The sequence below is a fragment of the Paenibacillus sp. 2KB_20 genome, from assembly GCF_052115765.1.
GTDB lineage: Bacteria > Bacillota > Bacilli > Paenibacillales > Paenibacillaceae > Paenibacillus_AQ.
The window spans coordinates 81,825-95,991 of the sequence record NZ_JBFRHH010000010.1 but is presented as its reverse complement, the minus strand read 5'-3'; the positions used below and the strand labels follow the sequence as shown (position 1 = coordinate 95,991).

At 52.2% G+C, this 14,167-nt stretch carries 9 protein-coding genes; 7 read left to right on the top strand and 2 right to left on the bottom strand.

Annotation, left to right across the window (positions count from 1 at the left end; translation table 11 throughout):
• The first annotated feature begins 79 nt into the window (after positions 1-79).
• Positions 80-2,455 (top strand): glycoside hydrolase family 95 protein, encoded by a 2,376-nt coding sequence (locus AB4124_RS24770; RefSeq protein WP_441974511.1) that lies wholly within the window; start codon positions 80-82, stop codon positions 2,453-2,455.
• Between the two features lie 68 nt (positions 2,456-2,523).
• Positions 2,524-4,557 (top strand): beta-galactosidase, encoded by a 2,034-nt coding sequence (locus tag AB4124_RS24765; protein WP_441974510.1) that lies wholly within the window; start codon positions 2,524-2,526, stop codon positions 4,555-4,557.
• Between the two features lie 243 nt (positions 4,558-4,800).
• Here AB4124_RS24765 and AB4124_RS24760 read toward each other — a convergent pair whose 3' ends face one another.
• Positions 4,801-6,438 carry a response regulator transcription factor gene (locus AB4124_RS24760; RefSeq protein ID WP_441974509.1) on the bottom strand — a complete coding sequence of 546 codons (1,638 nt, stop codon included), beginning with the start codon at positions 6,436-6,438 and terminating at the stop codon, positions 4,801-4,803.
• Positions 6,416-8,260 carry a cache domain-containing sensor histidine kinase gene (locus AB4124_RS24755; RefSeq protein WP_441974508.1) on the bottom strand — a complete coding sequence of 615 codons (1,845 nt, stop codon included), beginning with the start codon at positions 8,258-8,260 and terminating at the stop codon, positions 6,416-6,418. The genes AB4124_RS24760 and AB4124_RS24755 overlap by 23 nt, the downstream gene beginning before the upstream one ends.
• A 124-nt stretch (positions 8,261-8,384) precedes the next feature.
• On the opposite strand from AB4124_RS24755, the gene AB4124_RS24750 reads away from it, so the two are divergent.
• The 5 genes from AB4124_RS24750 (at position 8,385) to AB4124_RS24730 (ending at position 14,103) form a co-directional block, all read left to right on the top strand.
• Positions 8,385-9,266 (top strand): carbohydrate ABC transporter permease, encoded by an 882-nt coding sequence (locus tag AB4124_RS24750; RefSeq protein ID WP_076325362.1) that lies wholly within the window; start codon positions 8,385-8,387, stop codon positions 9,264-9,266.
• The gene (locus tag AB4124_RS24745; RefSeq protein ID WP_076325363.1) at positions 9,267-10,106 is read left to right on the top strand and encodes a carbohydrate ABC transporter permease; all 840 of its coding nucleotides are present in this window, start codon (positions 9,267-9,269) and stop codon (positions 10,104-10,106) included.
• A gap of 69 nt (positions 10,107-10,175) precedes the next feature.
• Positions 10,176-11,462, top strand: a complete 1,287-nt coding sequence (locus AB4124_RS24740) for an ABC transporter substrate-binding protein (protein WP_076325364.1) — start codon at positions 10,176-10,178, stop codon at positions 11,460-11,462.
• A 152-nt stretch (positions 11,463-11,614) separates the two neighbouring features.
• Positions 11,615-13,657: a beta-galactosidase gene (locus AB4124_RS24735; RefSeq protein WP_441974507.1), complete on the top strand. Its 2,043-nt coding sequence runs from the start codon at positions 11,615-11,617 to the stop codon at positions 13,655-13,657.
• Between the two features lie 50 nt (positions 13,658-13,707).
• Positions 13,708-14,103: a glycoside hydrolase family 36 N-terminal domain-containing protein gene (locus tag AB4124_RS24730; protein ID WP_441974506.1), complete on the top strand. Its 396-nt coding sequence runs from the start codon at positions 13,708-13,710 to the stop codon at positions 14,101-14,103.
• The last annotated feature ends 64 nt before the right edge of the window (positions 14,104-14,167 follow it).

The window sequence follows — 14,167 nt, the reverse complement described above, 5'->3', positions numbered from 1 at the left end:
AGAGGTTCATCGAGAAGACCTTTATCAATTGGAATAAGGGGGGATTACACTGAATTCAGCTGAGAATAAGAACACAACCTTGTGGTATCGGAAGCCTGCGGACAGGTGGGAAGAAGCGCTTCCGCTCGGAAACGGCCGACTTGGGGCTATGGTATTCGGAGGCGTTCAGGAAGAACGCATTCAATGGAATGAAGATACACTTTGGTCCGGATTTCCCCGGGACACGAATAATTACGAGGCTCTCCGGCATTTGGCAGCGGCAAGAGAGCTGATTGCGTCCGGGAAGTTTGCCGAAGCCGAGCAGTTGATTGAGGGCAAGATGGTTGGCAGAAGCACGGAGTCCTTCTTGCCCTTAGGAGACCTGGTCATCCGACAGTCGGGAATAGGGGATCACTGGACGGACTACAGGCGAGCACTGGATCTGGATACAGGGATTGCATCCACTCACTTTCGAATCGGCGGTCCCGATGATCGCTTCAGCAGGGAAATGTTCATCAGTGCGCCTGATCAGGTCGCGGTTATCCGTTATACAAGCACGAACGGCGGAACCATCCAATTAGAGATCGGGCTTCGTTCACCGCTGCAGCATGGTACCCGCAGTGCAGAAGACGGAGCTTTGGTGTTGTATGGACAAGCCCCCACCCATATTGCTGAGAATTACAGAGGTGATCACCCCGGGTCGGTGCTCTATGAAGACGGGCTTGGCATACGGTATGAAATGAGGCTGCTGGCCTTGACGGACACCGGGCAGGTTACGGTGGATAACAGCGGTATACGTATTAACGGCGCAGGCTCGGTCACGCTGTTGATTGCGGCTGCCACGAATTTTGAAGGCTTCGATCGATCTCCGGGTTCTGAAGGAACCGATCCATCCAGTATATGCAGGGGGAGACTTCAGGACGCGATGCGGCATGGATTTACAGAATTGCGCTCACGGCATATCGAGGACCATCAAGCCTTGTTCAGACGCGTGGAGCTTCAGCTTGGCCGTCCAGAGCGTGTGCGTTCCGCACAAGCTTTAGCCACCGACGAGCGGATGAAAGCGTACCGGGAGGGACGAGAGGATGCAGCACTCGAGGCGCTGATGTTTCAATTCGGAAGATATTTGCTCATCGCCAGCTCCCGGTCAGGTACACAGCCCGCCCATCTGCAGGGCATATGGAATCCGCATGTACAGCCCCCATGGAATAGTGATTATACAACGAATATCAATACCGAGATGAACTACTGGCCTGCAGAAACGACCCATCTGAGCGAGTGCCATGATCCGCTGATCCAGATGATCCGGGAGCTTAGCGTAAGCGGTGCCCGGACGGCGAAGATTCATTACGGCGCCCGCGGATGGGTCGCCCACCATAACGTGGATCTATGGCGAATGTCCAGCCCGAGCGATGGCAGAGCCATGTGGGCTTTCTGGCCAATGGGCGGTGCATGGCTGTGCCGGCATCTTTGGGAGCGTTACCAATTTCACCCGGACCTCCAATATTTGCGCGAAACGGCTTATCCGCTGATGAGGAATGCGGCATTGTTTTGCCTGGATTGGCTTACTGAAGACGGGAAAGGGCATCTGGTGACCAGCCCGTCGACATCACCGGAGAATCAGTTTCTTACTGCGGACGGCCAGCCTTGCAGCGTGTCGGCAGGCTCCACCATGGATATGGCCATCATTCGGGATATATTTCATAACTGTATTGAGGCATCACAGCTGCTGGAGCAGGATGATGGGCTGCGGGAGGAATGGAAGGCAGCGGTTGCACGCCTGCTGCCTTACGCCATCGATGCCGAGGGTAAACTCATGGAATGGAGCGAGCCTTATCCGGAAGCGGAGCCCGGACATCGGCACGTATCCCATCTGTATGGGCTGTACCCCGGCTCTGACATAACCATTCAGGATACGCCGCAGCTTGCGGAAGCCGCTTATCGTACGCTGATGTCGCGCATCGACCATGGAGGAGGGCACACGGGGTGGAGCTGCGTATGGCTGATCAACCTGTTTGCCCGATTACAGCAACCGGACAAGGCGTATGATTATGTCCGGACGCTGATTTCCCGTTCCATGCATCCTAATCTGCTCGGAGACCATCCTCCGTTCCAGATCGATGCGAATTTTGGAGGCACCGCCGGAGTTGTAGAAATGCTGCTCCAGAGTCATTTGGACGCCATTCAGCTTCTGCCGGCGCTGCCGAAGTCTTGGGCAGAAGGCTCCGTAAGAGGGTTAAAGGCTCGTGGCGGGTTTATTGTGGACATGGAATGGAGCGAAGGCATCCTTACGTCTGCGAGCGTAACCTCTACGCATGGCCGAGTCTGTAGAATTAGCTGTTCCGTGCCGCTTGCTGTTAGAAGGGAAGACGGAAGTGTGGTGACGACAGATGAGCAAGGCTCGTTTGAAACGGTGAGCGGAGCGACTTACCGGATCACGCCAGCCACCGACGAAGGCAGCGTGAACATGGATTGATCGAACAAGGCCTTTTTGAATAGGGAACTGGATACGGAATTTAAGAAGCTAAAGGAGCTGAACCCTAGATGATTAACGAAAAATTGCCCAAAATGTGGTATGGCGGCGATTATAATCCCGAGCAATGGGATGCGGAAGCGTGGAAGGAAGATGACCGCATGTTTAAGCTGGCGGGTATCGATGTAGCCACCATTAATGTATTCTCTTGGGCTTTGAGCCAGCCGGATGAGGACACGTACGATTTTGCCTGGCTGGATGAGACGATCGATCGGTTGTACCGGAACGGGGTATATATCTGTCTGGCAACCAGCACAGGGGCCCATCCGGCGTGGATGGCGCGTAAATACCCGGATGTGCTGCGCGTCGACTACGAGGGCCGTAAACGCAAATTCGGCGGCCGCCATAACTCCTGTCCGAACAGCCCCACTTACCGTAAATACGCCAAAATCATGGCCGGCAAGCTGGCGGAACGCTATAAGGATCATCCGGCTGTCCTGATCTGGCACGTATCGAACGAATATGGAGGGTACTGTTACTGCGACAATTGTGCCGCGGCATTCCGGGCTTGGCTTGAGCAGCGCTATGGCACGCTGGATGCCGTGAACAAGGCATGGAATACCCGCTTCTGGGGCCATACCTTCTATGACTGGGAGGACATTGTTGTACCTAACGCTTTAAGCGAGGAGTGGTCCGGCAACCGGACCAATTTTCAAGGCATATCTCTGGATTACCGCCGTTTCCAATCGGACAGCCTGCTGGACTGCTATAAGCTGGAGCGGGATGAATTGAAGCGGATCACGCCGGATATTCCGGTGACCACGAATCTCATGGGCTTCTATCCGGAGCTGGATTACTTCAAATGGGCCAAAGAGATGGATGTTGTATCCTGGGACAACTATCCGTCCCTGGATACACCGTACAGCTATACGGCCATGGCGCATGCTCTGATGCGGGGACTTAAGGGAGGACAGGCCTTTATGCTCATGGAGCAGACGCCGAGCGTCCAGAACTGGCAGCCGTATAACTCGGCCAAACGTCCGGGTGTGATGCGGTTGTGGAGCTATCAAGCGGTCGCCCACGGCGCGGATACGGTGATGTTCTTCCAGCTGCGTCGTTCGATCGGAGCCTGCGAGAAATATCACGGCGCGGTCATTGAACATGTAGGGCATGAGTTTACCCGCGTATTCCGCGAGTGCGCGGAGCTGGGCAAGGAGCTGCAGCAGCTTGGGGACCGTATTCTGGATGCCCGTTCCGACGCCAAAGTCGCGATCATCTACGACTGGGAGAACCGGTGGGGCATCGATCTGTCGAGCGGCCCGACTGTTGCCCTCAATTACGTGAATGAGGTCCATAAATATTACGATGCCCTGCATCAGCTGCATATCCAGACTGACATGATCAGCGTGGAAGAGGACTTCCGGAAATATGACGTTGTCATCGCACCGGTGATGTATATGGCAAAGCAGGGATTTGCAGAGCGTGTGGAGGCCTTTGTATCGCAAGGCGGAACCTTTGTGACGACCTTCTTCAGCGGCATCGTCAATGAGCATGATCTGGTGACGCTTGGCGGTTATCCGGGCGAGCTGCGCAAGGTAATGGGAATATGGGCCGAGGAGATTGATGCGCTGCTTCCGGGCCAGCAGAATCAGATGGTGATGCGAGGGCCGAAGGGACAACTGAAGGGCACCTACGACTGCGGAATTCTGTGTGACGTGATCCATGCTGAAGGAGCGGAAGTCGTTGCCGAATATGGCTCCGATTATTATCAGGGGACGCCATCGTTAACCGTGAATTCCTTCGGGCAAGGGAAGGCATGGTATGTGGCCACGAGTCCAGAGCCTAAATTTCTGAAAGACCTGATGCAAACCATATGCAACGACCACGGCATTGAGCCCGTCTTGAAAGCTCCGGAAGGCGTTGAGGTGACAAAGCGTGTGAAGGAGGACGTGGAGTTCACCTTTGTACTTAATCACATGCCGGAGAGCAAACCCGTGCCATTGGAAGGGGATACCTATGTTGACCTGCTGACAGGAGAGGAACATCGAGATTCCTGCGAGGTGCCGGCACGCGGAGTGATGATATTAGAGAAACGGCTGGGGTAGAGATAGCATGAGGGCTTACACGAAAAATAAATAGCTTGGAACGCTCTCAAAAAAAGCAGAGAAGGCGGGGAATCCCCAGCCTTCTCTGCTATATTTTTTTAATATACGCCTGAGGTTACCCTCCTGATATCCCGCAAGAAAAACTTAGGCTGCATACGGTCTAGCTTCTGAGAAAATGCGTCGATCGGCATACGCTTAAACAGCCTAGGCTCTCAGTCCTTCGGCGGTAAACCGCTGTCCAACCTACGCTTCCTGCTCATGCAGCTTGCGGAATTCCTTCGGCGAGATGCCCTCTTGCTTTTTAAAAACAAGACTGAAATATTTCTCGTTCTTGAAGCCGACCATCTCGGAAATCGCTGCCATTTTTAGGCCTCGATTTTGCAGCAGGACCTTGGCCTTGGAGATGCGGATCCGGTTCAGATGTTCCGGAATGTTAATGCCATGCTTTTGCTTGAATTTGCGGGAAATGTACTCACGACTTACATGAAATCGGTTTGCAATATCATACAGCGACACGTCGTTCTGATAATTTTGCTCGATAAACGTCGTAATGTCATGGATCAGGTCCTGTCCCGTTTGCTTCTGGGACTGCACGGCCGAGGCCAGCAGGCTCATTAATTCAATCCAATACTGCTGCCACTCTGCCAGGGAGCACACATACTTGTCTGGGCTTGGCCGCTCGATGGTGGCGCTTTCCTCTTTGTACAATTTCAACAAAGCTTCAGACGACGGGTTAGCGGTTTCATGAATCACGTGATTGGCAAATCTCTCGATATCGCGGTCCCAACGCTCCAGAAGCTCCGGCGTAAGAACGCTGCTTTTTCGAATAGCCGCGATGAATGACTCTACAGCTTCGGTTATGGGAGCAGGTTGGCCGCTAAGTATGGCGAGCTTCCAGGTATCCTCAAACCCGCTGAACTGCGCGCCTTTATGATGGTCAACGCCTGATCGGGGCTGCTCCTCTGTATGATGGATAAAGTGATTTAGGACCGTTAAATCCCTCTGATGCAGGGTGGACGAGCTTCGGGCATACAATTCCGGAATGTCTGCCGGGTATTGACCGTCAGGACTAACGCCAAAGTGCATGCGGCGCGACAAGGTGCGATGCATCCCGTTATTGATCTCTTGAAGCAGTGTGGGCAGCGTGGCAAGCTGATCCCACAACAAAATAACCAGTTGGTGAGGTGAACCGAAGTGACGGAAGGCGATCCCGATCCGGTCCTTTTGCAGAAATTCATTGCAAATATTCAGCAGGGCAAACATGAGCAAATCCTGATGATGGCCAAAGCGGCTATAAAGCGCATGATCTGACTTGTCCATCTGCATGACGGCCAGGCGTATCGTCTGCGTTTGCTCCGGTACGATGCCTTCATCCTTGAGGCGATTGACCACCTGGGAATGGGCGCTTTTGTCATCAATCAGGCTGGATAACAGCTTCTCGGAATAGACCGGCCGGTATTCGTTCACCTGAACATGCTGCTGCCGCGCCGCAAGGCGTTCCCGTTCCTCGGCTTTCCAGGCGGCAGTCGCCTTGGCGACCGCTTGGTTGATGACGGCTTCCTCGATGGGCTTGAGGATATAATCCGTGCCGCTGTACCAGATGGTGTTGCGTACGAATTCGAAGTCGTCATGCCCGCTAATGACAATGAATTTGATATCCGGGTAATTTTTGTGAATCCATTCCATGAGATCTACGCCGTTTTTGAGCGGCATCAGCATGTCCATCAGCACGAGGCTCGGCCGGAACGCCGGAATCAGCTTCATCGCCTCAAGACCATTGGCGGCTTCCTCAATATCGGTAATCCCATGCGTTTCCCACTGGACCAGCAGGCGGATGGCTTTACGCACGCGTGACTCGTCATCCACGATCAATGCCTTCATCAGTTTCACCTTCCACATTTATAGTCAGTACAACACGAAAGCCATGCGGCTGGTTGTTTTCGATGCTGACCTTGGATTTTCCGCGATAATACAGTCTCAACCTTGTCATGATGTTAATGAGTCCGATCCCGCTGCTGTCTTCCGGTTCCATTTCGGACAGCACCTGAAGCTGTTCCAGATCCAACTCTTCCATCCGAAGCAAATGCTTCTGAAGGGTTTGAAACGGCTCATCCTGCATTCCGTTTCCGTTATCCTCGACCGTGATCTGCACAATGGAGGCCGACAGGCGCTTACTTTTCAGCGCGATGTAATTGTTTTCCGCCAAGGGGTTCATGCCATGCTTGAAAAAGTTCTCGATCAGCGGCTGAACCAGCATTTTCGGGATCAACACCTGCAAAGTCGACTCATCCACATCGTAACGGAAGTTGAACTGATTCTCAAATCGTTCTTTCTGCAGCTCCACGTAATCCTTGATATGATCGAGCTCTGTGGCTAGCGTGACCGGCTTGTCCGTATTGTACATGCTGTATCTCATCATCCGGGCAAGAGCGGAGATCAGGGAGTAGATCCTCTTCATGCCATGCTCAAGCGCAAGGGTGCCGATGGTTTGCAGCGCATTGTTCATAAAATGCGGGTTTACCTGCGCTTGCAGCGCGCGGAGCTGGTTGGTCCGGTTCGCCAGCTTCAGCTTGTATTCCTGCAAGATGAGATTGTTGATCGTATCCATCATGCTCCCGAACCTGCGGTGGAGAGTTCCGATTTCGTCTTTGCGGCTGGAGGAGATATCCACGGTCATTCGTCCGCTTTTGACCTGGCTCATAAGGCCTACCAATTCCCGGATCGGCGCCGTGATGTAGACCGAAATCCAGATCGTGGCGGCGATGATGAGAATCAGGGACACGCCGATCAGCAAAATATTGACGAAGGCTGCTTTGTCGGCGCTGCTTAGAATATAGGAGGAAGGAATCTCCTTGATCATTGTCCAGTCGCTGACCGACGTCTTGATATTGTTATATAAATAGATTTTGTTGTTATATTCGAAATGGCCTTCCTTCTTGCCGGATTGCTTGATGCTATCGTACCATTCCGTTTGAATTTGCTGTCCCAGCATCTCGCCATGGCCGGCATACATGATATACCCGGCTTCATTCGTAATATATAGCTGCTCATGTTCGGGCTGGAACAGCTGATCGCTGATCCGGCTCAGGAAATTCATATCCATATCGATGGCGAGAATGCCTAATCGCTCAGTAGATGGGACGCGTTCAATGACCCGGTACATCGTGAATACTTGTTTATTGGCCTCATAGGGATAAGCTAACTGAAAGCCATACGTGTGAAGGGGATGGGGCGGCTGTAAAACCACCGTATCATTACTGAGATCGGGAATTTCGGGATAGAGATTGACATCACTCGTTTTTCTGGCGATATCCTGGGCGAACAATGTGGCCTCTCTTTTGCCGTCGACATAGAGATAGACCTGTCTTGCGCCGCCGATGGCTTTATGAATGGACTGCAGCGTGGCGGACTGCCTACCGCTGGCATTGATGTTCTCATGACTATAATAAAGGCTGCGGAAAAAATCCGGATCCGAATAAACCGTAAGGGAATTCCGGTTCATGTCTTCCAAATAGCTCTCCAAATTCAACCGTCCCTGATAGAGAAGGTTCATATTCTCAACAACGGCCCGTTCCTTGAGCGAGTTGGTTGTCATGACATAGCTGATGATCATGGAGATGGTGGTTGGAATGATGGTAGCCATGATCATAAAGGTAATCAATTTCGTGCGAATGCTGTTCCAATTCCAGTTCAATAAATTCACCGCCGATCAATTTTCTATACCATTTAGTTCACATCCTGTGGTAGTCCCAAGGTCTTCATCTTAGCATAATTAAATCATAGAGAAATGGATAGAGAAACGAGAGGACAAGCGGAGGGGGATTTACATGAACAGCAAGAGAACGGCTGCCTTGACGCAGCAGTTGGTTTATATCGGACCCGCGCTGCTGTTTTTCGGTATGACGATCATTATCCCATTTGTAATGGGGATGTATTACTCGTTTACCAACTGGAATGGTGTATCGGGGAATGTCGAATGGGTCGGGCTGGATAATTTTAAACAGATTTTCACAAATGACAGCGCATTCGCACAGTCCTTCTGGTTTACCACCAAGTTTACGATCGTTGGCGTGGTTCTAACGAACCTGGTCGGTTTTTTCCTGGCCTACTTCTTAACGAAAAATATTAGGGCGCGCAACTGGCTGCGGACGATCTTCTTCATGCCGAACGTGATCGGCGGATTGCTGCTCGGCTTCATCTGGCAGTTTATCTTCATAAAGGGCTTTGCCACCGTTGGCGAGGCAACGGGGATTCCGTTCTTTAATCTTCCATGGCTGGGAGACGAAGTAACTGGCTTCTGGGGCATCGTCATGGTCTTTGTATGGCAATCGTCAGGCTATCTGATGGTCATCTACATCGCGTCCATTACGAATGTGTCCAAGGAAGTCATGGAAGCTGCCGAGATTGATGGAGCGAACCGGTTTCAAGTGCTCAAGAGCATCATCGTTCCGCTCATCATGCCGGCGGTCACCGTATGTTTATTCTTGGCGATATCCTGGTCCTTCAAAATGTTCGACCTGAACCTGTCGCTCACGAAGGGCGGACCATACCGCTCCACGGAGTCGCTGGCTATGAACGTGTACAATGAGGCATTCCTGAACAACCGGTATGGACTCGGAACAGCCAAGTCCCTGATCTTCTTTCTGGTTGTTGCCGTCATCACGCTCATTCAAGTTCGATTAACGAAGCAGAAGGAGGTTGAAGCTTAAATGAGATCGAAGAAACCTCCTATGTCGGCTTCCACGATTGTACTTCAGATTGTGATGGTCATTATTGCGCTGATTTTCCTGGCGCCCTTTTACTTCCTGCTGGTGAACTCGGTCAAATCGCTGGGCGATATTATGGTCGACGCGGCCAACTGGCCAACCGCCTTTCACTTTGACAACTACAGCAAGGCTTGGGAAATGACCCGCTTCCCGGAAGCGTTCGTGAATTCCGTCATCATTACGGTCATCAGCAACCTGATCATCGCCCTGTTGAGTGCGATGGCGGCTTACCGAATGGTTCGGTCCAATACGAGATTCAATCAAATCGTGTTCATGCTGTTCGTATCGGCCATGGTCATTCCGTTCCAATCCATAATGATTCCCTTGCTGCAGGTCATTAACTTCCTGGGTGTTAACAACAGTATCGTGGGTTTGATTCTCAGTTATCTGGGACTCGGCATCCCGTTGTCGGTCTTCCTGTTCCACGGTTTCGTGAAAGGTATTCCGCTTGAAATCGAGGAGGCCGCCACGGTCGACGGAGCTTCTCCGTTCAGAGTATTTGGCCGTATCGTTTTGCCTATGCTGAAACCTATGATGGTGACGGTCATTATCCTGAACTGTCTGTGGGTCTGGAACGACTACCTGCTGCCATCCTTGATCCTGCAAAGTCCGGAACTGCGGACCATTCCGCTTGCGACCTTTGCCTTCTTCGGGCAGTATTCGAAGCAGTGGGATATGGCGCTGCCAGCGCTCGTGCTGGGCATCACGCCGATTATCATCTTCTTCCTGTCATTACAGAAGTACATTGTTGAAGGCGTCGCTGCCGGCTCCGTTAAGGGGTAATAGCAGCCTGGCTTCTCCCAAATCGGTTTTCCCATCTTTATATATAAACAATACTAGGGGGTAGTAAAGATGAACAAAATGAAATTATCTCTCGTGATGCTGCTGGCTTTTTCGCTGCTGCTTGCGGCTTGCGGCGGCAAGTCGGAGGAAGGTCAGGGCGGAAGCTCGGATGGAGCTTCCGGCGAAGTTAAGACGGTTAAGATTTTCCAATTCAAAACCGAGATCGTGGACGGCCTGAATGAACTCAAGGTTGAATTCGAGAAGGAATATCCGAACATCAAGCTTGATATTCAAACAGTAGGCGGCGGTGCTGACTACGGTGCTGCACTGAAAACGAAATTCGCATCCAACGATGCGCCTGATATTTTCTCCAATGGCGGCGACGCCGAGATGGAGATGTGGATTGACCGCCTGGAGGATCTGTCCGATCAGCCTTGGGTGAACGATCTGGTGGACATGGCAAAAGAGCCGATGACCAAAGACGGTAAAGTATACGGCATGCCGATGAACCTTGAAGGCTGGGGGTACATCTACAATAAAGATTTGTTTGAGCAAGCAGGCATTACCGAGCTTCCTAAAACCTATGCCCAACTGGAAGATGCTGCGAAGAAGCTGGAAGCGGCAGGCATAACTCCTTTTGCGAACGCTTACCAGGAATGGTGGTTGATCGGAAACCAAGGCATTAACCCGGCGTTTGCCCAGCAGGATGACCCAAATGCTTTTATCCAGGGCTTGAACGACGGCACGCAAAAATTTGCGGGCAATGCGAAGTTCGAAGAGTGGGCCAAGCTGATGCAGCTGACATTGGATCACGGGAACAAAAATCCGCTGACCACCGATTACAATACGGCCATTTCCCTGCTGGCTACGGGCAAAACAGCCATGATGCAGAACGGCAACTGGGCCCAAACCGAGATTGATGCCATCAATCCGGACCTGAATCTTGGCTACCTGCCGATGCCGCTTGGCGACAATGCGGAGCTAAATGACAAGCTGAACGTAGGGGTACCTGCGAACCTGGTCATCAACAAGGATTCCGCATCGAAGGAAGAAGCGAAGATCTTCCTTAACTGGTTTGTCACATCCGATATCGGTAAAGAGTACATCGTCAAAAAATTCAAATTCATCCCGGCCTTGAAGACAATCGAAGCAACACCTGAGGATATGGGCGATCTGGGTTCAGCCGTGTGGGAGTACGTGCAAGCTGGCAAAGTACTGCCAAGACAATCCGCGAAGTTCCCTGACGGTGTAGCCCAGGAATTCTCCGGCGCGATGCAGGCCTTCTTCGCAGGCAAATCCGATGCGAACAAGATGCTTGAGGATATGCAGACATCCTGGGATAGTCTGAAAAAGTAAGGAGCAATGCTCTAATCCAAGTTAGCTAATCGTTCATAAGAGGTATGATCCCTGTCCAACATGACATGGGATGGTGCCTCTTTTCTTTAAGATTCAAAGTACGTCGATAGCTACGGTTTTCTTAGCTAAAGAACGATGAAGGAGGCATTTCAATGATTAATCAACATTTCCCTAAGATATGGTATGGCGGGGACTATAATCCCGAGCAATGGGATAAGGCAACGATGGAAGAGGACCTGCGGATGTTTGAACTGGCCGGTGTTGATGTGGCGACCCTCAATGTATTCTCCTGGGCCAGAACGCAGCGTGATGAGAACAGCTATGATTTCACGTGGCTTGACGAAATGATGGATCGGCTGGCTGAGGAGCAGGTTCATGTCTGCTTGGCAACCAGCACGGGGGCGCATCCGGCTTGGATGGCCAAGAAATACCCGGACATCCTGCGCGTTGACTACGATGGACGCAAACGCAAATTCGGCGGTCGTCATAATTCATGTCCGAACAGTCCGACGTATCGCAAATATTCGATGCTGATGGCGCGTAAGCTGGCTGAGCGTTACAAGGATCATCCGGCACTGGTCATCTGGCACGTCTCGAATGAGTACGGCGGGTATTGTTATTGCGACAACTGCGAGCAGCAGTTCCGCGTCTGGCTGAAAGAGCGTTACGGGACGCTCGATAAGTTGAATGCCGCATGGAATACCGGCTTCTGGGGCCATACCTTTTACGAGTGGGACGAGATTGTGGTACCGAACGCGCTCAGTGAAGAATTCGGTGGAAACCGGACCTTCTTCCAAGGGATATCACTGGACTATCGCCGTTTCCAATCTGACAGCCTGCTGGCATGTTATCGGTTGGAGAAGGAAGAACTGAAGAAGGTTACGCCGCACATTCCGGTCACCACCAATCTGATGGGATTTTATCCGGAGCTGGATTACTTCGAGTGGGCGAAGCACATGGATGTGGTATCCTGGGACAACTATCCTGCGATTGATACGCCGGTAAGCTTTACGGCGATGGCGCATAATCTGATGCGCGGACTGAAAAGTGGACAGCCGTTCATGCTGATGGAGCAGACGCCGAGCGTTCAAAACTGGTCGCCATACAATTCCGCCAAACGGCCCGGCGTGATGAGATTGTGGAGTTATCAGGCCGTAGCCCATGGGGCAGATACAATCATGTTCTTCCAGCTCCGCCGTTCCGTGGGGGCATGCGAGAAGTTCCACGGCGCATTGATTGAGCATGTGGGACATGAGCATACCCGGGTCTTCCGGGAATGCGCGGAGCTGGGGCACGAGTTGCAGCAGCTCGGAGATAAGCTGCTAGACTCCCGATCGGACGCCAAAGTAGCGATTATGTATGATTGGGAAAATCGTTGGGCGCTGGAGCTGTCAAGCGGACCTTCCAAAGTCCTGAACTACGTGGATGAGGTTCATAAGTATTATGATGCGCTGTATCAGCTGAATATCCAGACCGATATCATCAGCTTCGAGGAGGACCTGAGCAAGTACGATGTGGTGATTGCCCCCGTGATGTATATGGTGAAGCCGGGCGTTGCCCAGCGCGTGGAGCAGTTTGTATCCCGGGGCGGAACCTTTGTGACGACCTTCTTCAGCGGCATCGTCAATGAGCATGATCTGGTGACCCTGGGAGGTCATCCCGGCGAACTGCGCAAGGTGACTGGCATCTGGGCCGAGGAGATCGATGCCCTGCTTCCCGGGCAGCAAAATCAGATCCATATGAGACAGGATTGGGGATCACTGCGTGGAAGTTATCCATGTGGAATTTTGTGCGACGTCATCCATGCGGAGACGGCAGAGATTCTGGCTGAGTACGGATCCGACTTCTATAAAGGCACTCCTGTTCTAACGAAGAATGCGTTTGGCGAAGGGCAGGCCTATTATGTGGCGAGCAGTCCGGATTCGCAGTTCCTGCAGGCATTTCTTGCTAATCTGTGCGAAGAACAGGGTGTGAAGCCGCTGCTGAATACACCTTCCGGGGTAGAGGTGGTGGAACGGGTGAAGGAGGGGAACTCCTATTTGTTCATCATGAACCACAATGCCGAAGAGATGACGTTTGATGCAGGTTCTGCCAATCAATTCGATCTCTTGGGCAGCCGGCAGATTTCAGGCCATGTCACGATTCCGGGAAGGGACGTCATGATTCTGGAACGGACGACCGCAGTAGGGTCTTAAAACGGACCATGGAGATTTAACTCGGACCTTGGGTTAGGGGGCAAAAAGCAGTGAGTATACATTTTCATGAAGATCTGGGGATATTCCATCTCCAGAGCGAGCGGTCAAGTTATGTGATTGAGCTTGTGCGGGGCGTCTATCCGGCACATGCCTATTGGGGGCGGCGGATTCGCGATCACCGCATCGGCGGATTGCTGGAACGGAGGGGAAGAGCATCCTTTTCACCGTCGCCGTTTCGTGAGGATGCATCCTTTTCCCTGGACAGTTTGCCACAGGAATACCCGGGCTACGGCAGCGGCGATTTCCGGCAGCCTGCGTACCAGGTACAGCTGGCTAACGGGACCACGGTCACCGAAGCGGAAACTGATGAATGCCGGATTGGCCATTCCCGCGATGCATGGGGATTTCCAGAGCTTTATCTGGAGGTTCAAACGAGTGTAAGCTGAATAAAACCAAAAGAACCGCCAGAGATGCAACAACTCTGGCGGTTCTTGCTGTTTCATGCCGGCT